This window comes from Arthrobacter sp. 4R501 (genome assembly GCF_002929755.1).
GTDB lineage: Bacteria > Actinomycetota > Actinomycetes > Actinomycetales > Micrococcaceae > Arthrobacter.
Genome location: NZ_PJIW01000014.1, coordinates 71,840 through 91,707 on the forward strand (window position 1 = coordinate 71,840; position 19,868 = coordinate 91,707).

The 19,868-nt window shown below is 66.1% G+C and carries 19 protein-coding genes; 8 read left to right on the top strand and 11 right to left on the bottom strand.

The window, feature by feature from the left end:
- Positions 1-206: 206 nt before the first annotated feature.
- The 3 genes from CXR02_RS14940 to CXR02_RS23015 all read left to right on the top strand — a co-directional run bounded on the left by CXR02_RS14940 (position 207) and on the right by CXR02_RS23015 (position 3,384).
- A complete protein-coding gene (locus tag CXR02_RS14940) occupies positions 207-1,598 on the top strand; it encodes an MFS transporter (protein ID WP_056349583.1) in 1,392 nt (463 codons plus the stop codon).
- Between the two features lie 340 nt (positions 1,599-1,938).
- On the top strand, positions 1,939-3,219 hold the full coding sequence (locus CXR02_RS14945; RefSeq protein ID WP_104062752.1) for a serpin family protein: 1,281 nt from the start codon (positions 1,939-1,941) through the stop codon (positions 3,217-3,219).
- Positions 3,220-3,252: 33 nt separating this feature from the next.
- Entirely contained in the window at positions 3,253-3,384 is a 132-nt protein-coding gene (locus CXR02_RS23015; RefSeq protein ID WP_258060988.1) for a hypothetical protein, read from the top strand.
- Here the strand turns inward: CXR02_RS23015 and CXR02_RS14950 are convergent.
- Complete coding sequence (locus tag CXR02_RS14950; protein ID WP_104062702.1) at positions 3,381-4,280, bottom strand: hydroxymethylpyrimidine/phosphomethylpyrimidine kinase; 900 nt, start codon at positions 4,278-4,280, stop codon at positions 3,381-3,383. The genes CXR02_RS23015 and CXR02_RS14950 overlap by 4 nt on opposite strands.
- A 138-nt stretch (positions 4,281-4,418) precedes the next feature.
- On the opposite strand from CXR02_RS14950, the gene CXR02_RS14955 reads away from it, so the two are divergent.
- The gene (locus tag CXR02_RS14955) at positions 4,419-5,135 is read left to right on the top strand and encodes a queuosine precursor transporter (RefSeq protein WP_104062703.1); all 717 of its coding nucleotides are present in this window, start codon (positions 4,419-4,421) and stop codon (positions 5,133-5,135) included.
- A gap of 57 nt (positions 5,136-5,192) precedes the next feature.
- Here the strand turns inward: CXR02_RS14955 and tgt are convergent, their stop codons facing one another.
- From tgt to CXR02_RS14980, 5 genes are all read right to left on the bottom strand, one after another.
- The gene (gene tgt / locus CXR02_RS14960) at positions 5,193-6,548 is read right to left on the bottom strand and encodes a tRNA guanosine(34) transglycosylase Tgt (protein WP_258060989.1); all 1,356 of its coding nucleotides are present in this window, start codon (positions 6,546-6,548) and stop codon (positions 5,193-5,195) included.
- A gap of 33 nt (positions 6,549-6,581) precedes the next feature.
- Positions 6,582-7,307: a hypothetical protein gene (locus CXR02_RS14965; protein ID WP_104062704.1), complete on the bottom strand. Its 726-nt coding sequence runs from the start codon at positions 7,305-7,307 to the stop codon at positions 6,582-6,584.
- 61 nt (positions 7,308-7,368) lie between these two features.
- Positions 7,369-8,421, bottom strand: a complete 1,053-nt coding sequence (locus tag CXR02_RS14970) for a DUF6707 family protein (RefSeq protein ID WP_104062705.1) — start codon at positions 8,419-8,421, stop codon at positions 7,369-7,371.
- Between the two features lie 86 nt (positions 8,422-8,507).
- Positions 8,508-9,047: an NUDIX hydrolase family protein gene (locus CXR02_RS14975; RefSeq protein ID WP_058930120.1), complete on the bottom strand. Its 540-nt coding sequence runs from the start codon at positions 9,045-9,047 to the stop codon at positions 8,508-8,510.
- 145 nt (positions 9,048-9,192) lie between these two features.
- On the bottom strand, positions 9,193-9,960 hold the full coding sequence (locus CXR02_RS14980; RefSeq protein WP_104062706.1) for a hypothetical protein: 768 nt from the start codon (positions 9,958-9,960) through the stop codon (positions 9,193-9,195).
- 77 nt (positions 9,961-10,037) lie between these two features.
- Here CXR02_RS14980 and CXR02_RS14985 point away from each other — a divergent pair, with 77 nt between their 5' ends.
- Positions 10,038-10,640: a YdeI family protein gene (locus tag CXR02_RS14985; protein ID WP_104062707.1), complete on the top strand. Its 603-nt coding sequence runs from the start codon at positions 10,038-10,040 to the stop codon at positions 10,638-10,640.
- Positions 10,641-10,681: 41 nt separating this feature from the next.
- Here the strand turns inward: CXR02_RS14985 and CXR02_RS14990 are convergent, their stop codons facing one another.
- From CXR02_RS14990 to CXR02_RS15005, 4 genes are all read right to left on the bottom strand, one after another.
- Positions 10,682-11,863: an ABC transporter ATP-binding protein gene (locus tag CXR02_RS14990; RefSeq protein ID WP_258060992.1), complete on the bottom strand. Its 1,182-nt coding sequence runs from the start codon at positions 11,861-11,863 to the stop codon at positions 10,682-10,684.
- Positions 11,860-13,398, bottom strand: coding sequence for an iron ABC transporter permease (locus CXR02_RS14995; RefSeq protein WP_104062708.1), 1,539 nt, complete (start codon positions 13,396-13,398; stop codon positions 11,860-11,862). Before CXR02_RS14995 ends, CXR02_RS14990 begins: the two co-directional genes overlap by 4 nt.
- Before the next feature lie 39 nt (positions 13,399-13,437).
- Positions 13,438-14,490, bottom strand: coding sequence for an iron ABC transporter substrate-binding protein (locus CXR02_RS15000; protein WP_104062709.1), 1,053 nt, complete (start codon positions 14,488-14,490; stop codon positions 13,438-13,440).
- Positions 14,491-14,658: 168 nt separating this feature from the next.
- Positions 14,659-15,819, bottom strand: a complete 1,161-nt coding sequence (locus tag CXR02_RS15005) for a glycoside hydrolase family 76 protein (RefSeq protein WP_104062710.1) — start codon at positions 15,817-15,819, stop codon at positions 14,659-14,661.
- Positions 15,820-15,922: 103 nt separating this feature from the next.
- Between CXR02_RS15005 and CXR02_RS15010 the strand changes: the two genes are divergently transcribed.
- A complete protein-coding gene (locus tag CXR02_RS15010; RefSeq protein ID WP_104062711.1) occupies positions 15,923-16,747 on the top strand; it encodes an SDR family NAD(P)-dependent oxidoreductase in 825 nt (274 codons plus the stop codon).
- Positions 16,744-18,009: an acyl-CoA dehydrogenase family protein gene (locus CXR02_RS15015; protein ID WP_104062712.1), complete on the top strand. Its 1,266-nt coding sequence runs from the start codon at positions 16,744-16,746 to the stop codon at positions 18,007-18,009. The genes CXR02_RS15010 and CXR02_RS15015 overlap by 4 nt, the downstream gene beginning before the upstream one ends.
- An 80-nt stretch (positions 18,010-18,089) precedes the next feature.
- On the opposite strand, the gene CXR02_RS15020 is transcribed toward CXR02_RS15015, so the two are convergent.
- Complete coding sequence (locus tag CXR02_RS15020; RefSeq protein WP_104062713.1) at positions 18,090-18,926, bottom strand: DUF1684 domain-containing protein; 837 nt, start codon at positions 18,924-18,926, stop codon at positions 18,090-18,092.
- A 210-nt stretch (positions 18,927-19,136) separates the two neighbouring features.
- Between CXR02_RS15020 and CXR02_RS15025 the strand changes: the two genes are divergently transcribed.
- Positions 19,137-19,817, top strand: a complete 681-nt coding sequence (locus tag CXR02_RS15025; RefSeq protein WP_104062714.1) for an NADPH-dependent F420 reductase — start codon at positions 19,137-19,139, stop codon at positions 19,815-19,817.
- The last annotated feature ends 51 nt before the right edge of the window (positions 19,818-19,868 follow it).

Below are 19,868 nucleotides of genomic sequence, written 5' to 3' on the forward strand. Positions count from 1 at the left end.
TTTGGAGATTACCCCGTCTCCCGCCGAAACCTAAGGAAGTGTTAGGAAAAGCCCTCCCACGTTGGATGTGCCTTGCATCACGCATAACTTGGATGAGGCCCTCGGCGTTTGAGGGGGGCCCGTCAACGTCGAGGAGGAACCATGGGCAACGTAGCCATGGACAGCACGAAAGCAAGAACAGCGCCGCAACCCGGGGAGGTTCAGCGATGAGCGCCCAGCACGCGGTCCAGAGCGAGGCCGCACAGACCCGCCGGGCCGTGAGCAACATCCTCAAGGGTTCAGCGGGCAACCTCGTGGAGTGGTACGACCTCTACGTTTACACAGTCTTCGCGGCGTACTTCCAGTCGCACTTCTTCAATTCCCAAGACGACCTGCAGGCCGGGCTCGAGGCCATGGCCGTCTTCTCGACGTCGTTCCTGATGCGTCCGGTGGGCGCCTGGTTCTTCGGCCGCTATGCCGACCGCAAGGGCCGCAAGGCGGCCCTGACGCTCAGCGTGACGATCATGTCCGCCGGTTCCTTCGCCATCGCCATCCTGCCGACGACCCAGCAGATAGGCGTCTGGGCGCTGATTCTGCTGATCCTTGTGCGACTGGTCCAGGGCTTCTCCGTGGGCGGCGAATACGGCACCAGCGCCACCTACATGTCCGAGGCCGCCACATCCAAACGCCGCGGCTTCTTCTCAAGCTTCCAGTACGTCACGCTGATCGGCGGCCAGATGCTGGCCCTGCTGGTGCTCGTCATCCTGCAGAACACCATGGACAAGGGCGCCCTGACTGAGTGGGGCTGGCGCATCCCCTTCGCGATCGGCGGCGTCGCCGCGCTCGTGGTCCTGTGGCTGCGGCGTTCCATGGAAGAAACCGTGTCCGCCGAGCAGGTCGAGGCCGCCAAGGTTCCGGCCGTGGCCGGCGTTGCACAACCCGGCACCATGAAGTTGCTGTTCACCCAGCACTGGAAGCCGCTGCTGATCTGCATCGGCGTCACCCTCGGCGGCACCGTGGCGTTCTACACGTACACCAACTTCATTCTGAAGTTCATGAACGATACCTCCGGGATCGCCAAGACCGACACCTCCGTGATCAACTTCTGGGCGCTGTTCATCTTCATGCTGCTCCAGCCGGTCTACGGGATCATCTCGGACAAGGTCGGGCGCCGGCCGCTGCTGCTCTGGTTCGGCATCACGGGTGTGTTGTTCACCTGGCCGCTGCTATCCACCCTGTCCAACACCAAGGACCCGTTCACGGCATTCCTGCTGATGCTGGGCGGCCTGCTGATCGTCGGCGGCTACACCTCCATCAACGCCCTCGTGAAGGCCGAGCTGTTCCCGGCCTCCATCCGAGCCCTCGGCGTCGGGCTGGGCTACGCGATCGCGAACTCGCTCTTCGGCGGCACCGTCCCGCTGCTTGGTGCGGCGTTCCAGAAGGCCGAGCGCGTGGACCTGTTCTTCACCTACGTCACCGTAGCCATTGCCATCTCACTGCTGGTCTACATCTTCGCCCTGAAGAACAAGAAAACCACGCACCTGGACCGCGAACAGGGCGACGCCTGGAACCGCCCGGCAAAGGACGACGACAAGGACAAGGACCTCATCAACGCCTAGCGCTGTGGGCAGCTCCAGTGGGCGTACGACGGCGGGTGGCCACCCGCCGTCGTACGCCCACCGCGCCGCCCCCGCACCCCGGACGCTCTCTCAGATAATGCGGCAAATCCCGGGACGCTCTCTCACTTTCTTGAGGAAAGTGAGAGAGCGTCCCGGGTTTTCTTGCGTTAAGTGAGAGAGCGTTTGGATGAGACCAAAATGAGTGCAAAGCGTGACCGTTCAGGCATCGTCTCGCGCCGCCGTCGCTGGTTCACTGGGAGCAGGCGGATTCCCGCCCTCGTGAGCCGGGGAGGCGACAGTGGTGTTTCGTTTTCAGCGGGCGGTGGCCTTGGGTGCGGTGCTGGGACTGGCAGCATGTGCGGCCCCGGCCCCGGCCCCGGCCCCTGCGCCTCCGGAGCTCCTGGCGGCCGACGGCGTGGAACGGGTTTCGGTGGACCGCGCGGCTTATACCGCTGAACTGCGCTCCTTCCGGGCTTCCGCCCTGGGCCTTGGCGAGGCGCTGCTGGCGGACGGCGGAGACGGCGCCAACGGGAACGTCGTGTCCTCGCCCGGGAGCCTGCTGATTGCCCTCGCGATGCTTCGCTCCGGCGCGTCGGGCGAGACCGCGGCGGAGATGGACAGCGTCCTGGGACTCCCCGCAGAGAATCGCGACGAGGCCATGAACGCGGTCCTCAGCTCACTTGCGAAGTTCGACGGCGACCCCGGCGCAGTGGATGAGGACAACCCGCCGCGGAAACCGGTCATGCATGCCGCCAACGGGCTGTTCGTAGACAAGGGTGTGCCCACCGGCGAGTCCTTCCTGGACACGCTGGCCCGGCACTACGGAACCGGAGTGTATCCCGTGGACTTCAGCGATGAGGGTGCCACGAAGCCCGCCATCGATGCCTGGGTCAACAGGAACACGGGCGGCCGGATCAAGGAAGCCCCGGCAGAGTACGACCGCCGGAACACCTTCAGCCTCCTCAATTCCCTGTATTTTGCCTCCGCCTGGAGCGCACCGTTTGACCCGAATGCCACCTCGGACCTCCCCTTCACAACGGCTGCCGGCGAGGAAATTGACGCGCCCGCCATGCACAACGAGGCGGAGATGAAGTACGCGGAAGGTGCAGGCTGGCAGGGCGTGGACCTTCCCTACGCCGACGGTTTCGTTATGCGTCTGGTCCTGCCGGGGGCCGGATCCGACGCGGACGCCGGGGCCGCGTCCCGCCCCGCCTCGGCTGCCTTCAGTGCGGAAACGCTAGCGGAAATCTCGGACGCCTTCGATACCGCAGCGCTGGAGACAGTGCAGATCCAGTTGCCACGCTGGGACCACAAGTGCAGCTTTGACCTGCGGAAGGTGTTTGGGTCCTTGGGACTCAAGAAGACGCTCGACACCACGGAGGATTTCAACAACATCCAGCCCAAGATGGCGATCACCCAGGCCGCGCAGGCTGCCAACATCACGGTCGCCGAAAAGGGCACCATCGCAGCCGCGGTGACCCAGATCAACGGAGTTGTCACCAGCGCTCCGCCGCAGCCTGAGCGGTCCATCAGCTTCGACCGGCCATTCCACTACCAGATCGTCCATGTGGAAACCGGCCTGCCGCTGTTTATGGGAACGGTGGCCGACCCGCGCTCGTGACCGTGGCCTCCCCGGGCTGAGATCGACGCGGTTTTGGCGGGCTCCGCTCCGGACCGCCTGGACCGCCGTCGGGCCTTTATTGTGCGGACAGCCACGCTGGTAGCCGACGCCCTGCTGGAAGAGGCCCGGCTGGAAAAGACGCCGTTGGAAGACTCAAGAAGCTAGCGCGCGCCGCCCTGCCAGAGGGCGTCGAACGGCGCACCGGAGGCCACACGGTTGCGGATTCCCGCGGTGACAAAGTCCTTGGCCGCCCGGGCAGCCTCCAGCGGCGTGGCGCCCTTGGCCAGCTCGGCCGTCACCGCCGCGGCGAGGGAACAGCCGGCGCCAGAGACCGCCACCTCGCCCACCTTGGGAGCGCTGAGGACCTCCAGGGTCTCGCCGTCGTAGTAAACGTCGACGGCGTCCGGGCCTGCCAGCCGCACCCCGCCCTTGGCCAGGACCGCGGCGCCGCTGAGCTCGTGGATGCGGACTGCTGCGGCTTTCAGGGACTCGACGTCGGTGATCGCCAGGCCGGACAGCGATTCGGCTTCGAAGTGGTTGGGTGTGACAAATGTGGCCAGCGGCAGGATCTGCGCCTTCAGGGCCTGGTCCGTGTCCAGTGCGTGGCCCGGCTCCTGGCCCTTGCAGATCAGCACCGGATCCAGCACTACATTGCGGAACCGGCCCGTTTCCAGCGCCGCGGCGACCGTGCTGATGGTGGCCGGGCTGCCCAGCATGCCGATCTTCACGGTGTCCAGGACCGGACGGCCTGGAGCTGACGGCTCGCCCGAAGCACTCTCGGAGGCGGTGACCCCTGACGCCGGACCGTAGGCCGCCGTCGTGGCTTCCAACTGGTCCGCAATGACCTGCTGGTCCACGGGCACAAAGCGGTGGTTCCAGTTGTCGCTGGGATCGAAGGAGACGATGCAGGTCAGGTTGGCGATGCCAAACACGCCCAGCTCCTGGAACGTCTTCAGGTCGGCCTGGGCTCCGGCGCCACCCGTGGCTTCGGATCCCGCAATGGTCAGGACGACGGCGGGAGCGGACACGGGGGACTGGAGGGCAGCTGAAGCTAAAGTCATGGCACTATCCTGCCATCCGGCGTCGGGCCCTATTGTTCAGTGGGAGAATGTCGTGACAGTGCTAATACAGCCGGCGGCCCGCGCAACTTTCGTTGCGGGAACGGTATGCCGAGCGAACCACTACGAATGGAATCCCGCATGCCTTCCCCCTCAGGCCCTGACACCCAGCCCATCGCCGACTCCGCCCGGACGGCGCCGAAATTCGCATCAATCGGCTCGCCGTACTTCGGCATCATGCTGGCGTTTATGGCCGTGGTGCTGATCCTGTCCAACATCGGGGCGTCCAAGGGCGTCGCGATCGGCCCGATCATCACCGACGGCGGCTTTTTCCTCTTCCCGCTCGCCTACATCCTGGGGGATGTCATCAGCGAGGTGTACGGCTTCAAAGTGGCCCGTAAAGCCATTTTCACCACCTTCGCGCTGTCCGTCTTCGCCTCAGTTTGCTACTGGGTGATCATCGCACTGCCCGGCTTTGATGACGATTTCGGCACGGCCAAGCAGGCCGCCCTTGAGGGGGCCCTTGGTCCGGTGCCGCAGATTGTGCTCGCTTCGCTGTTGGCATTCCTGGCCGGCCAGACCATCAACTCGTGGATCCTGGTGAAGATGAAGGCCCGCTCCGGGGAGAAGTCACTCTGGGCGCGGCTGATGGGTTCCTCAGGCGCGGGCGAGTTCGTGGACACCCTGATTTTCTGCAGCATCGCCGCCTCCGTCATCGGCATCACGGACTTCGGCACGTTCCTGAACTACGTGGTAGTGGGCTTTGTTTACAAGACACTCGTGGAGTTCCTGTTTGTGCCGGTGACGTCTCTCGTGATCGGCTGGATCAAGAAGCGCGAACCGAGCTACGGGGTCTGAGCGGAGGACGACGGCGGGACGCAGGGAAGGCGGGCGGGCAGCGAGCCGGGCACGCACTTAGCGGTAGTACTGCGCCAGGGTCTCGGCCTTGAACTCGAAGAAGGTCCCGGCTTCGATGGCCAGCCGGGCGTCATCCACCATCTTCACCACAAAGCGCTCGTTGTGGATGGAGATCAGCGTAGCCGAGAGCATTTCCTTGGCCTTGAACAGGTGGTGGATGTAGGCGCGCGAGTAATTGGCGCAGGCGTAGCAGTCACAGCCCTCCTGGAGCGGGCCGAAGTCGCGCTTGTACTTTGCGCCGGAGAGGTTGAAGCGGCCGGCTGGCGTATAGAACGCGGAGTTGCGGGCCACCCGCGTGGGGGAGACGCAGTCGAAAGTGTCCGCGCCGTTCTCGATGGCCGTGAAGATATCGTCCGGCTCGGAGATGCCCAGCAGGTGCCGCGGCTTGTCCTCCGGCAGTTCCTCGTTGCACCAGCGCACAATCGTGCCCAGGTTCTCCTTCTCCAGCGCCCCGCCGATGCCGTAGCCGTCGAAGTCCATGGCGCCAAGGTCCCGGCACGCCTTCCGGCGCAGGTCCTCGTACTGGGCACCCTGGATCACACCAAAGAGGGCCTGGTACGGCTTCCCCACCCGCTCGGACGTCAGCCGGAAATGCTCCTCCAGGCAGCGCAGGGCCCACAACCGCGTGCGCTCCAGCGATTCCTCCTGGTAGCCGCGGGAGTTCTGCAGCGTGGTCAGCTCATCGAACGCGAACATGATGTCCGCGCCGATCCGGTGCTGGACCTGCATGGAAATCTCGGGGGAGAACCGGTGGCGGTCGCCGTTGAGATGCGATTTGAACCAGACACCGTCGTCGTCGATGTGGGCCAGGCGTTCCTTGCCCGGAGCCACGGCGTCGTCCGGGACAGCCGCGTCCGCGGAAGACACAGTCTTCATGTCGATGACCTTCTTGAACCCGGACCCCAGGCTCATCACCTGGAACCCGCCGGAGTCCGTGAACGTGGGCCCGGACCAGTTCATAAACGCGCCCAGCCCGCCGGCCTCGTCCAGGATGTCCGCGCCGGGCTGGAGGTACAGGTGGTAGGCGTTGGCCAGGAGCGCCTGCGCCCCGAGGTCCGCCATGGATTCCGGCAGGACGGACTTTACCGTGGCCTTGGTCCCGACGGCGATGAACGCCGGGGTGCGGATCTCGCCATGCGGAGTGGTGATGGTCCCCGTGCGGCCGAGGAATTTTCCGCCGTTGGCAGCTGCCTGCGCGGCCGACAGCGCACAGCTGTCAGCAAGGCGGGTGCCAACGGTGAAGGAGAACTGCGACTGGTCGGCTGCAGCGGCGGAGCCGGCCGCCGCTGCTACGTGATCGGCCGGGACAGGCGAAACGGAGACGGATGGCGCGGGGGCGGGGTTGGCTGGCACGGTTCCAGTGTGCCAGCAAACGCCGCCGATCCCTCAGTGGGCCGCTTCCGATGTGGGGTAGTTCTCAGCCCGCCAGCTGTCCCAGAGCGATCGGATCGACTCCAGTTTGTGGGCACCCAGATCGAACGTCGACGCGATCACCATGGCGCCACCGTGGGGCCTTACCCCTTCGATGACGGGCTGGTCCGCCACGATCAGCAGGCCGTCCCCGTGCTCCGCGTAGCTGTGGACGGTGAGCCCCACCTGGTGGTTGCTGCGGAACCAGACCTTCCCGGTAATCTCCTCGCCGGTGGACAGCGTCAGCTTGTACGTCTCACCCGGTGCGGGCACGTCCGACAATCCCAGCTTTTCGATTTCGGAATCCGGGGTGCCCGGAAACTCGAAGAACATCGTATGCCGCTTGCCGTGCGGGTGGTGTTCCAGCGCGAAGCGGAGTTGCTGGAGGAACGTCAGCCAGCCTTGGGTGATGTCCTCGTCCCAGGCCGCCCACTCAGAGTTGTGGTCCAGGGCTGCCCGCGTGACACTGACCAGCGTCCCGGTGGACACCGGTTTCAGGTCGAAAACGTCGCCGCCATTGGTGGTCAGGCTGGTGTGGTCCGGGGCTTCAACCACGTTGCCGCTGAAATAGATCCCGTCTATCTCGTCGGCCAGTTCGTCAGCCTCCCAGCCGTGCCACTGGGCAACTTTGGCCGGTTCACGCAGCATGGTCCAGACCTGCGGCGCATCAGCATTTATCACCACGCTCAGATTGTTCGTCATAGCCCGAATCTACAACGCGGGCGCAGCCCCGGGTAGGGGGCAATTCCCCCACCCCGACTGCTTAGGCCCGGACAGCCTCGAGTTCGTTGCTGATCCGGCGCTGGAGCTCGCCGACGCCGATCGTCTCGGACCCGCCGTGTGCGCGCAGGAACAGCAGGGATTCGAGGCGCAGCAGCCGCCACTCCCGCTCGGCCTCGTGGTTGGAGTTGTCGATCGAACGGAAGATCTCTTTGTCGTAAAGGTTGGGTTCGTTCAGCGAACGCTGGCGCACCTTGGCATTCATCCGCGCCTTGAACGGGTCCGTTTCCTGGGTTTCCGGCAAACGCAGCAGCTTTTCATAGACTTCGGCGCGCTCCTCCTGCCGGTCCTGGCGGCAGATGAAGCTGGACAACGCCAGCGACGCCTCCACGGACGCCCACCGGCCCGGGTTGCCGTCGAACGGGAGGACGTTGAGCAGGTCCGCCACGGTGAGCGCCCCGTCCGGATCCTTGAGCGTGATGAACAGCTCGTGGGCCAGGTCGCTGAGGTCCTTGAGGCAGCTGCCGGACTTGAAGTTGATGCCCTTGGCCAGCTTGTCCGCCAGCAGCAGCACACCAACGGCGTCCGGGTGGGCTTCCGCGGCAGCCTCCACCACCGCTTCGGGTGTGCCCTGCGGCGCCGGAATCAGCGCCAGTTCTTCCGCGGACGGGCCGCTCATCGCGGGCGGGATGGCCGGCGGGGGAGGTACGACGACGGCGGGAGCCGCCGGGGCTGCCCCCGCTTCGCCGGTGTGCTGGGGCTGTTCGGCAGGGGGTTGCGCCGCGACCGTAAGCTGCGTGACGGCGTCGGGCGTTGTGTCCTGAACGGGGGTGTCCTGAACGGTGGTGCCCGGAACCGTGATGACCCGGACTGTTGTGTCCAGGATCTTCACGGTGGAGCAGGCCGCGATGCGGAGGGTGCCGCCGCCGGTGAGGTTTGCCAGGACCACCGCGGGGGTCCCGAAATCATCCGGTTCAAACTCCACGTGCTGGATTTCGGCGGTGCGTTCACCGTCGGGGAGGAGGAGCTGATCGCCGGTGGTCAGAGATCCAGCCTGCTGTTCGCTGTAGTGCCTGGCGGCTGGGGTTTCGGTCATGGGAGTCCTTAAGTTCTCTTGCGGTCCGCCCTACAGTCTACAAAGCGGGGTGCCGGAAGTCGGGGACGCCGGGGATCCCGCGGGCGTCAGTGACCCACTCCCGCAAAGGCCAGCGCCTGGCGGACCAGGGCGCCGCGGCCGCCGCTGAATTCGAGCTGGACGTCGGCGCTGAGCACTTCGGCGGGAGTCATCCAGGTCAGTTCCAGGGCATCCTGGCGTGGCTCGCATTCGCCCGTCACGGGGATGACATACGCCAAGGACACGGCGTGTTGGCGGTCGTCGGTGAAGCCGGTCTGGGACGGGGCCGGGAAGTATTCGGCCACCGTGAAGGGGACCGGGCTGATGGGGAGCTGCGGAAAGGCGAGCGGCCCCAGGTCCTTTTCCATATGGCGCAGGAGTGCGGCGCGGATGGTCTCGCGGTAGATCACACGGCCAGACACCAGCGACCGGATCATGTTCCCGTCCTCGTCCGCCTGCAGCAGCGTACCGACCTCGTTCACAAAACCCAGCGGATCGAGCCTCACCGGCACGGCCTCCACATAGATCATGGGGAGCCTCCCGCGGGCCTCAAAGAGGTCTTCTTCGGAGAGCCAGCCGGGATTGGGGTCAGGAGTGCGAACGTTCATGGTTAAGTTCTACCCCATCGGGCGGCCTCGGACCGCTGTGGGGTGAGCTATCAGCGTAAAGCGGCGCCCAAAGCGCCGGAATCTCACCCCTCGGGCCTCTCATCCGCAGAGCCAGCCCGGGCACCCCGGTCCGGAATGAAGCGGATCACGGCGCGGCGGGGCGCTGCGAGATCCAGAGGGTGGGCGGGACATGCGGGGCGGGTGTGGCTGCGGCTGTGTCGGCGGTACCTGCGCTGCCTGCGGCGTCGGGGTTGGCCACGTGCAGGGTCCGGCCGAAGGCTTCCTCGGTTTCGCTGACGTCCAGCCCGGCGGCGGTGAGCCGGTCCCGCAAGGCGCCCAGATCGCCGTCGTACTCAAATCCCAGGCCGGACCGCGGTGGCCCGGATGCCGGCCGCACCATCAGCACCCCGCCGTTCTTGGCGGTAAAGTCGGCGGTTTCGTCGGCGTCCGGGACGGGGCGGAACCTGGCGCCGATGTCCTGCAGGGTCACGGCGGCGGCGCCGGGATCCTCCGTAAACCAGACCCCGACGACGGTCAGCGCCGGATCAGCGTCAGCCGCGTTCGTCTCCCGGGCGCCTTTGTCCGCCAGGAAGCTGAAGCCGTCCCGGCCGGTGATGCGGCACGACTCGCCGTGGTCGGCGGCGATGAGCTCGGCGACCGTGTTCCCGGATTCCTCCGCGGCCAGGGCGGTGCGCCGGGCGAATTCCGCCAGATCGCCCACCTCCACGCCCAAGGCAGTGGTGCCGTCGTCCGTGGCGCCGGTGTCGGCCACATGCAGGGCCAGCCGGCCGGAACCGGCGTCGAACTCCCGCCACGGGCCGTCATCGACGGTCTTGGCCAGGCCCAGGGCAGTCAGGAGCTGTTCCCAACTGTCCGGCAGGGAGGTGAAATGGACGGGTCTGACACGCAGCATGAGTTCCTCCTCGAAACCAGGACAGGTCGGCTACCGCCATCATGCCACTTCCTGCATGAGGCGGGCAGAATAGTGCCATGGCCATTGAACTCGAGGAACTGCTGGTAGCGGATGCGGCGGAGTGGCGGCTGTGGCTGGAAAAGCACCACGCCAGCAGCCCCGGCGTGTGGCTGGTGCTGCATAAGAAGGGCGGCAACACCACTGAACTGGACTACGAAGCAGCGTTGCAGGAGGCACTGTGCTTTGGCTGGATCGACGGTCAGGGCAAAAGGCGCGACGACGACAGTTCCTTCCAGCGGATGACCCGCCGCGGTCCGAAGAGCGTCTGGTCGGCGCGGAATGTGGACCGAATCGGGAATCTCGAGGCTGCCGGCCGGATGACCGCGGCCGGCCGCGCGGCGGTCGACGCCGCCAAAGCTGACGGGCGTTGGGAGGCGGCCTATGCGGGGCAGGCGACGGCGGAGGTCCCGCCGGATCTGGCCGCCGCCATCGCTGCCGTCCCCGCGGCCCAGGCCATGTTCGACGTCCTCACCTCCGTGAACCGGTATGCCCTGATTTACCGGACGAATTCCGTGAAGCAGGCGTCCACGCGGGAACGGAAAATCTCCGGCTTTGTGGAAATGCTGGCCCGGGGCGAGGCACCGTATCCGCAGAAGAAGAAGCCCGCCGGGGGTCAGTAGAGCCGGATTTCGACAGGCTCAATCACCGGTGCGGGACGGCCTCAATCACCCACGGAGTCGAAGGGGAAGGCGACGGCTTCGCCCACCACCCGCAGGTAGAGTTCCATTCCCGGCCGGGCAATGGAGGCGTTCCAGTGCCGGATGGTGATGACTTCGCCGCCGCCGGGGTAGCGGTGGTCGGCGCGGTCGGCCAGTTCGGGTGGCACAGAGAGTTTGAGGCGCACGGTGGTTTCCGGGCCGAAGTAGTCGGTGTCCACCACGACGCCGCGGATGGGGCCATCCTCGGCAATGCGGATCTGTTCAGGACGCAGCATCAGCTGCACCCGGCCCTGGGCCGGCGGGCGGCGGACAGGAACTTCGCCCAGCGAGCACGTGGCAAGCGAGCCTTCCATCCAGGCGTCCAGGATGACGGCGTCGCCCAGGAATTCCGCGGTGGCGCGGTCGGCGGGGCGGGTATAAACCACAAATGGGTTGCCGATCTGGGCCAGCTTGCCGCCGCGCATCACGGCCACCTGGTCCGCGAAGGACAGGGCCTCGGCCTGGTCGTGGGTGACCAGGACGGTGGTGACGCCGGCTTTGTTGAGGACCTTGGCCACGGCCCGCCGGGTTGCCATGCGCAGGCCGGCGTCCAGGGCTGAAAAGGGCTCGTCCAGCAGCATCAGTTCGGGTTCGCGGGCTAGTGCACGGGCCAGGGCCACACGCTGCTGTTGCCCGCCGGAGAGCTGGTGCGGCCGCCGCTTGGCCATGGAGGCGTCCAGGGAGACCATGTCCAGCAGCTCGCTGATGCGGCCCGCGGCCCCGCGGCGGCCACCCGCGAGCTTGGCCGTGTCCAAGCCGAACGCGATGTTCTGGCCCACCGTCAGATGCGGGAAAAGCGCCCCGTCCTGAGCCACGTACCCCACCTGGCGCTTATGCGCAGGCAACCACACGCCGTCGCCCGCAACTTTGGCGCCGTTGAGCGAGATGCTGCCGGTGGCGGGGTGTTCAAAGCCGGCGATCAGCCGCAGGAGGGTGGTCTTTCCCGAGCCGGAGGGTCCCACGATGGCAGTGGTCCCGCCCTTGGCCACGGAGAGGTTGACGCCTTTGAGGACGGCCTGGGAACCGAAGTTCTTGGTGACGTCGGTGATCTGCAGATGACTGTTGGTGGTGGGTGCCACCGACGGCGCGATCCGCGGTTCCGGAAGCCTGGAGGGGGCATCACGCGGAGTGTAGGAATCGGTCACTGTCCGGCCACTTTCTTGGACTGCTGGAAGAGAAGGTAGGTCATGGGTGCCGAGAGCAGGATCATCAGCAGGGCATACGGGGCTGCGCCGGCGTAGTCGATTTCGCTGCTCTTGCTCCAGAACGCGCTGGCCAGGGTTCTGGTCCCGTTGGGGGAGAGCAGCAGCGTGGCGGTCAGTTCGGTCACGACGGCGAGGAACACCAGCGCTGCGCCGCCGGCGGCCGCGGGAGCCGTGAGGCGCAACGTGATCTTCAGGAAGGCATTGAACGGAGACCTGCCCAGGGCGCGGGCCGCTTCGTCCAGTTCCTTGGGGGCCTGTGCCAGCCCGGCGCGGATGTTCACCAACGCGCGCGGAATGAACAGCAGCACGTATGCGGCTACCAGCAGCCCCGTGGTCTGGTAGATGTCCGGGGCAACGTTGATGGCCACGGTGACGAAAGCCAGACCCACCACGATGCCGGGCATCGAACTGGTGACGTAGTTGGAGAGCTCCAGGGACTTGCTGAACCACCCTGGATGCCGGACGGCCAGGTAAGCCATGGGGAAGGCGACGACGGTCGCGGCCACTGCGCCGGCAAGGCCCAGCCCCAAGGTCTGCAGCAGTGCGGGGACAAACTCGTCCACATCCCAGATCTCGACGCCGCCGGCCACGATCCAGCGGATCACAAACCACAGCGGCAGGCCGAACGCCAGGCCAGTGAGCGCCATCAGTCCCAGCTGGGCGGGAACCTGGTAGCGGTGCAGGGGGAGCCGCAGGGGCTTGGACTGGGCGCCGGAGCCGATCCGCGCGTAGCGGGCCGTGCCGCGGCTGCGGACCTCCAACACCAGGAGTATCAGGCAGAAGAACACCAGGACGCTGGCCAGCATGTTTCCGGCCGTGCCGTTGAACGTGGAAGCGTACTGCTGCATGATCGCCGTCGTAAACGTCTCAAAGCGGATCATCGCGAAGGCGCCGTACTCGGCCAGCAGGTGCAGGCCCACCAGCAGGCCACCGCCGGTGACGGCGATGCGCAGCTGGGGCAGCACCACGCGGAAGAAGACCTGCCACGGGCCCAGGCCCAGGGACGCCGCCGACTGCTCGATGGCCGGATCCAGTCGGCTGAGCGTGGCAGCGGCCGGAATATAGACCAGCGGGAAGTAGGACAGAGTGGCGATCAGCGCGCCTGACCAGACGCCTTCCAGGGAAGGGATGGCGGACACCCAGGCGTAGCTGTTCACAAACGCGGGAATGGCCAGCGGCGCCGCCAGGAGCACGGCCCACCACTTGTGGCCCCGCAGCTTGGTGCGTTCCACCAGCCACGCGCCGCCCACGCCCGCCACCAGGGTTGCGGGCACCACGATGAGCATCAGCAGGAGGGTGTTGACCAGCAGTTCGCCCACCCGGGGGCGGAAGATCAGCTTAATGCTGGTATCCCAGCCAGTGACCGCCGTCATGTAGATGACATAGCCCAGCGGGATGAGGGCGAACAGGGCCAGCAGTGTGGCCAGGAGCGCAACCGCCAATGGCGGGCGAGGGCTGTTGCCCTTGCCCGCCATCGCCGCTTTGGCGGTTAGTTCTGGGGTTGAAACCAAAAGCTAGAGCAGACCGGCCTTGGTCATCAGCTCCGTGACCTTCTTGGAGTTCAGCTTGGAGGAGTCAACTGTCGGTGCCTGCAGCTCGGCCAGCGGCACCAACTTGTCGTTGGATGCCACGCCGGCGCCCACGGTGTACTCGAAGTCCTTGCCCGTCTGCAGCTGCTCCTGGCCCTTCTTGCCCGTGATGAAGGCGAGGAACGCGTCGGCAGCGGCCTTGTTCTTGGAGGACTTCAGCACGCCACCGCCGGATACGGAGACAAACGCGCCCGGATCCTGGTTCTTGAAGTAGTGGCTGGCCACGTTCTTGGAGTTCTCGCCGGTCTTGGCCTGGTCACCGAAGTAGTAGTAGTGGTAAATAACGCCACCTTCGATTTCACCGGCGTTGACAGCCTTCATGACCGCGCCGTTGCCCTGGTAGCCCTTGAAGTTTTCCTTCATGGCCGTGAGCCACTTCTCGGTTTCGGCCTCGCCCTTGAGTTCAAGGTAGGCGGATACGATCGCCTGGAAGTCGGCGCCGGACGGCGATGCGCCCCAGCGGCCCTTCCACTCCGGACCGGCCAGGTCAGAGAGGGACTTCGGCAGCTTATCTTCGGTGAGCTTTTCCTTGTTGTACACGAACACGGTGGAGCGGGCTGCGACGCCGGTCCACTTGTTGGTGGACGGGCGGTACTCGGCCGGAACCTGCTTCTTGACCTCATCAGTGAGATCGGCGAACAGGCCTGCGTTTTCCACCTGGGTCATGGCGGGGGAGTTCTCGGTGATGAAGACGTCAGCCGGGGACTTGTCGCCCTCCTGGATGATCTGGTTGGACATCTCGGTGTCCTTGCCCTGGCGCAGGATCACCTTGACGCCGGTCTCCTTGGTGAACTCTTCCACCCAGGCCTTGGTCATGGATTCGTGCTGTGCGTTGTAGACCGTGATCTCGCCGGACACCTTGGCGTCTGCAGAGGCGGAACCGGTGGCTGCCGGGGTGGTGCCGCCGCAGGCGGTCAGTCCCAAGGCTGCGGTGGCGGCGAGTGCGATGCCGGCCAGAGCGCTGTTGCGGATCTTCATTGAGTGCTACTTTCTGGGGAAAAGTGTGTGGACCGACGGTCCTGGTGAGCTGGGGATAAGGGGTGGCTCACCCGAGAAACTGTAGGTTAGCCAAACCTAAGACACCAAGCGGCAAGGCCCTTAAGTGATCAGGATCACATGCATTACGGAACTGTTGCGTGCCCTAATTCATTCATCGCTTTTGCGGATGGCCGCCGCGGCCTCGAGCGCCATCCAGGCCTGCAGCTGGGTGGAAAGTTCGACGACGGCACCTGGCGGATAGGTTGTGTCCGCCGGTTGTGCCGCGTGGATGGAGAACAGGACGCTCCCAGCCGTGGCTGATACCGCTCGGCCGGCCGGCCGGCGGCCCGCCCAGAAGGCTTCGGCAGTAGCTGTCACGAGCTCCTTCGCGGTGTTCCGGGCGGACTCCGGGAGCCGGGCATCAACGGCCGCGAGTGCCAGGTACCGGCAGAGAATCCCGGTGAAGAGTCCGCCGTCGCCCGTTCCATCGCAGCGGAGGATGCGCTGCCCCGGTACGGTGAGCCGCTTTGCGACCGCGTCCACCAGTGCCGCGGCCCTGGCGAGGTTGGCGTCGCCGCCGAGCTCCAGCAAGGCTCCCAGTACGGGGCCTTGGTTGTAGGTGTAGAGGGTTTTCTCCACCAGCACTTCCCCAGCCGGGCTGAGCCGCGCCCCGTCAACATAGAGGCCCCGGGCCTCATCAAACAGCACGGCATTGAGCCAGTCCACCAACCGCTGCGCCTTGGCTCGCTGGCCTGTCCGGGCGTAGTAGAGCGCCACGGGGGCGGTGGCCGGAGTGTTCTTGAAGTCGCGCGTTTTGCTCCAAAAGGTCCCGCCGCCCAGGTCATCGGTCGAGGCGGAATCGAACTGCAGGGTCAGCGTCTTGCGGACCCTGGCGTTCCGGCGGCGACCGGGCTGCCGCGTCTCCTCGGCCAGGCTTTGCAGACGGTGCGTCGCCAGTGCCAGCCAGGCCATGTCGTCGTAGTAGTTGTTGACGAAGGTGAAGGCGTTGCGCAGCCGGATGCCCGTGACCAGCCAGGACGCGAGCCGGCCGGCGCTGGGGTGGTGTGGGCCGTTGAACCTTGCCGCGGGGGTGGCTCCGTTGCCCAGTTCGCGGCGCCCGGCATCCACCAGGCAGTCCACGTAGTGCGCCTGCCACCAGTAGTGCCAGGGGTGGAGGAGGTTCTTCAGGTGTTTTGACGGCCATTGCACGGCGGCCAGGTGGGTTCCCGGCAGGAACAGCAGCCGCCGGCCGAAGAGTCCGGTGACGGAGCGGGCCGCCACGTTGGCCCGGTCCTGCCAGGGGGCAGGTTCGGCATCCGGCATGGTCATCCGTTCAGCCTAGTGGGTGCGGCCCACAGGATTTTCAGTTAACATGCACTAACTAATGTTCCGCGCCGGTCTTATGGTGTTGGGGCCGCATCAAGGAGGATGTATGGACGTCTTGGGTACTGTTGCGCTGATTACGGGTGGGGCTTCCGGGCTGGGCGCTGCCACAGCGAAGCGCCTGTTCGACGCTGGCGCCTCGGTGGTGCTGATCGACCTGCCGTCCTCTGCCGGTGCAGCCTACGCCGCCGAGCTCAACGCCTCAGCGCTGAACGTGGCAGCGCTGAACGCCGCCGGCGGTTCGGGGGCACAAGCGGCCTTTGTCCCCGCGGACGTCACCAACGAGGCTGAGGTGCAGGCCGCCGTCGACACTGCCGTGTCGCTGGGACCCCTGCGCATTGTTGTGAACTGTGCCGGCGTCGCCACGCCGGGCAAGGTCCTGGGCAGGGACGGCGTCCTTCCGCTGGACACGTTCAACCGCGTCATCCAGGTCAACCTCATTGGGACGTTCAACGTGCTGCGCCTGGCCGCCGCGGCCATGGTTTCCACCGAACCGATCAGTACTGAGCTCGGCGGCCCCGAGCGCGGCGTCATCATCAACACCGCCTCCGTGGCAGCTTTCGACGGGCAGATCGGCCAGCCCGCCTACGCCGCTTCCAAGGGCGCCGTCGCCGCCATGACGCTGCCGCTGGCCCGTGAGCTGGCCCGCTCCCTGGTGCGGGTGGTGACCATCGCCCCGGGCATCTTCGAAACACCCATGATGGCAACGCTCCCGCAGGACGCGCAGGATTCGCTGGGCCGGCAGGTCCCGCATCCGTCGCGCCTTGGGCGGCCCGCCGAATACGCCGGGCTGGTGGCCCACATTGTGGAAAATGCGATGATCAACGGCGAAACCATCCGGCTCGACGGTGCCATCCGAATGGGGCCGAAATGAGCCTGCCGGGCACGTCCGAGCCCTCCACCACGGCGCCCTCCGCCACCGAGCCGGCGATCGACGAGTTGCCCACCGCCGATTTTTTCGCGTTCGAGTCGCTCCTCAGCTCGAACGAGCGAGCCAAACTGGCCGAGCTGCGGGAGTTTCTGGCCACGGAGATCGCCCCCTACGCGTCGGACTGGTGGAACAAAGCGGAGTTCCCGGCGCAGATCCTGCCCAAGCTCGCCGCGCTGGAGCTGAGCACACCGGCGCAGCGCGGCTACAGCAACCTGTTCGCCGGACTGGTCATCGCAGAGATGACGCGCGTGGATACCTCGATCGCAACATTTTTCCTGGTCCACCACGACCTTTTTGTGGAGTCGCTCTACGGTTTCGGTTCGGCCGGCCAGAAAGAGCGGCTGCTGGCGGACGCCTCAAGCCTGCGCATCACGGGCGCCTTCGCGCTCACCGAACCGGGCCACGGTTCCGATGTTGCCGGCGGGATGGAAACGAGTGCCCGGCGCATCTCCAGCGCCACGGGAGAGCCCGACGACGACGGCGACGCGTGGATGCTCAACGGCGCCAAGCGCTGGATCGGGAACGGGACGTTCTGCGACTACATGCTCGTGTGGGCCAGGGACGAGGCCGTGGCTGCCAACGGGCAGGGCGCGGTCCGAGGGTTCATCGTTGATGCTTCCTTGCCGGGTGTGAGCCGGAGCCGGATCGAGAACAAGATTGCGCTCCGGACCGTGCAGAACGCGGACATTGTGCTTAAGGATGTCCAGGTCGCCGAGGCCGACCGGTTCGCCGGCATCAGCAGTTTCGAGGACACCAACCAGCTCCTGCGCGGTTCGCGGATCATGGTGGGGTGGCAGGCGGTGGGGCAGCAGCTGGCGGCGTTCGACGTCGCCCGGCAGTACGCCGTCGAACGCCACCAGTTCGGCCGGCCGCTGGCGAAATTCCAGCTCATCCAGCAGCAGCTGGTCACCATGCTGGGCAACGCCGTAGCCAGCATGGCCATAATGGCGCGTATTGCCCAGCTGCAGGACGACGGCGTGGCGGACATGCCGCAGGTGGCCCTCGCCAAGTCCTACACCAGCGCACGGATGCGCGAGACAGTGGCGCTGGGCCGGTCCCTCCTGGGCGGCAACGGCATCGTGACCGACTACCGGATGGCCAAAATCTTCGCCGACGCCGAGGCCATCTACACCTACGAGGGCTCGTTCGAAATCAACACGCTCATTGTGGGCCGGGCGGTCACCGGCGTCTCAGCGATCGTCTGACCCCGGCCCCGCAGGCAGCGCGAACTGGCAGGTAATACCCTCAAAACGCGACTTTGCGGGTATTACCTGCCAGTTCGCCCTCAATCAGCGAGGAGAGGCTGCTTTTCGCCGGCCTCGATTCTCGCATCGAGGCTGTTGTTCTTCACGGGCATGGGGCAGGTGCCGAACGGGGTGAAGGCGCTGGGGTAGTTGATGGCGCGGTTGAAGTCCAGGACCACCGTGGCCTTTCCGGCCGCGTCAATGCGTGGCCGGGGCGTGGATACCTTCCGCCACTCATCCGTTGATTCGCCGTTGGTCCCGTCATGGAACGTGATGGTCAGCGCGCCCAGTTTTTCCTCCTCGGCGTGCAGCCGGTACTCATGGTCGACCCCCGGCAGCCGGAAAACCAGTTCGCCCACCGAATAATGGACGCCGTCCACCAGCGGATTGGCCGTTCCGATCGGGACGGCCACCGGTTCCGGGTACGCCTCGTAGGCTGCTTCAATCACGAGGTCCGGGTTGTAGTCGAAGGTGGGAACGCCGTCGAACTCCGTCAGCACCGGCGAGCCGGAATCGCGGGTTCGGATGGCGTACCGGTCTGCGCGCATGGCGAGTTCCACCACTACCTGCTGCCCGTCCGCGCCGCCGAACTGCACCCACATCAGGGATTCCTCGTTGGCGAGGGAGGCGGTAATGGTCCCGTCAACGGGCTCGCCGGTTTCCACCAGCGTCAGGCCGTCGTGCGCCGCAGCGGTGAGTGTCGCCGTCGTGCCGTCCGTTGACCAGAGGCCGGGGGCGAGTTCGACGCCGGCGGGCCGGGATTCCAGCCACTGGAAGGAGGTGAGCGTCAGCCAGCCGTGACGGGTGGCGAGGGCCTTGTTCCGGTTCGTGCGGAAACGCTGCCAGCGTTCCAGCTGCGCGGTTGCGGTGGTGTCCATGGTTCCTCCAAAAGGGGTTCTGATTCCCCGCCTACGACGTCAGGGTTTACAACCCGGCGCGGACGCTGTCCATTCCACCACGGTCCGCCGCGGAGCCACGGACCTCGCGCCGCGTTGCTGCCGCGGCCCTTGTCTTGCCGGCGGCGGAGAGTAACGTCGGAGGCGACGGAACCTCGTTTCCGGACTCCCACGGCTGACCTTGGAGGAACCATGAAAATCGCGGTCCTGGGCACGGGTTTCGCAGGCCGGACCCTCGCAGGCGCGCTGTCCGCGCTGGGACACGACGTGGTGCTGGGCACCCGCGACCCGGGGGAGACTCTCGCCCGCAGCGCGCCGGATGCCATGGGCACCCCGCCCTTCAGCGAATGGCACGCAGCGAACCAGCACATAGCCTTGGAAACATTCGCGGAGGCAGCAGCCGCGGCTGAACTAATAGTCAATGCAACAAACGGAGCGGGCGCACTCAGTGCCCTCAGTGCCGCGCGTTCGGCCAACCTGTCGGGGAAAGTGGTGGTGGACGTTTCCAACCCGCTCGACTTCTCCCAGGGCATGCCCCCGGTGCTGAACCCGGTCAACACGGACAGCAACGCCGAACGGATCCAGCACGCCTTCCCGGAGGCGCGGGTGGTCAAAACCCTGAACACCATGAACGCAGGGCTGATGGTTGACCCCGGACGGCTGGGCGGCGGGGACCACTCGGTGTTTGTCTCCGGCGACGACGCCGGTGCCAAGAACACCGTGACGGCGCTCCTCCAGGAGCTGGGCCACCGCGATATTATTGACCTCGGAGACATCACCACCGCCCGGGGAGCGGAGATGATGCTCCCGGTGTGGCTGCGCCTCTGGTCGGTGCTGGGGACTCCGGATTTCAATTTCAAGATCGTCCGCTGAAGTCCGGCGCGGCAGGGGCGGAGACCTGCGCAATATCTGAGACGGATTCCG

What these genes read in the sequence shown, in the direction of transcription:
- CXR02_RS15010 (WP_104062711.1), top strand. Translation starts at nt 15,923, where the DNA reads ATGGACGTCTTGGGTACTGTTGCGCTGATTACGGGTGGGGCTTCCGGG.
- CXR02_RS15015 (WP_104062712.1), top strand. Translation starts at nt 16,744, where the DNA reads ATGAGCCTGCCGGGCACGTCCGAGCCCTCCACCACGGCGCCCTCCGCC.
- CXR02_RS15000 (WP_104062709.1), bottom strand. Translation starts at nt 14,490, where the DNA reads ATGAAGATCCGCAACAGCGCTCTGGCCGGCATCGCACTCGCCGCCACC.
- CXR02_RS14965 (WP_104062704.1), bottom strand. Translation starts at nt 7,307, where the DNA reads ATGACGAACAATCTGAGCGTGGTGATAAATGCTGATGCGCCGCAGGTC.
- CXR02_RS14950 (WP_104062702.1), bottom strand. Translation starts at nt 4,280, where the DNA reads ATGACTTTAGCTTCAGCTGCCCTCCAGTCCCCCGTGTCCGCTCCCGCC.
- CXR02_RS15020 (WP_104062713.1), bottom strand. Translation starts at nt 18,926, where the DNA reads ATGGACACCACCGCAACCGCGCAGCTGGAACGCTGGCAGCGTTTCCGC.
- CXR02_RS14980 (WP_104062706.1), bottom strand. Translation starts at nt 9,960, where the DNA reads ATGCTGCGTGTCAGACCCGTCCATTTCACCTCCCTGCCGGACAGTTGG.
- CXR02_RS14955 (WP_104062703.1), top strand. Translation starts at nt 4,419, where the DNA reads ATGCCTTCCCCCTCAGGCCCTGACACCCAGCCCATCGCCGACTCCGCC.
- CXR02_RS14985 (WP_104062707.1), top strand. Translation starts at nt 10,038, where the DNA reads ATGGCCATTGAACTCGAGGAACTGCTGGTAGCGGATGCGGCGGAGTGG.
- CXR02_RS15005 (WP_104062710.1), bottom strand. Translation starts at nt 15,819, where the DNA reads ATGACCATGCCGGATGCCGAACCTGCCCCCTGGCAGGACCGGGCCAAC.
- CXR02_RS15025 (WP_104062714.1), top strand. Translation starts at nt 19,137, where the DNA reads ATGAAAATCGCGGTCCTGGGCACGGGTTTCGCAGGCCGGACCCTCGCA.
- CXR02_RS14970 (WP_104062705.1), bottom strand. Translation starts at nt 8,421, where the DNA reads ATGACCGAAACCCCAGCCGCCAGGCACTACAGCGAACAGCAGGCTGGA.
- CXR02_RS14940 (WP_056349583.1), top strand. Translation starts at nt 207, where the DNA reads ATGAGCGCCCAGCACGCGGTCCAGAGCGAGGCCGCACAGACCCGCCGG.
- CXR02_RS14995 (WP_104062708.1), bottom strand. Translation starts at nt 13,398, where the DNA reads ATGGCGGGCAAGGGCAACAGCCCTCGCCCGCCATTGGCGGTTGCGCTC.
- CXR02_RS14975 (WP_058930120.1), bottom strand. Translation starts at nt 9,047, where the DNA reads ATGAACGTTCGCACTCCTGACCCCAATCCCGGCTGGCTCTCCGAAGAA.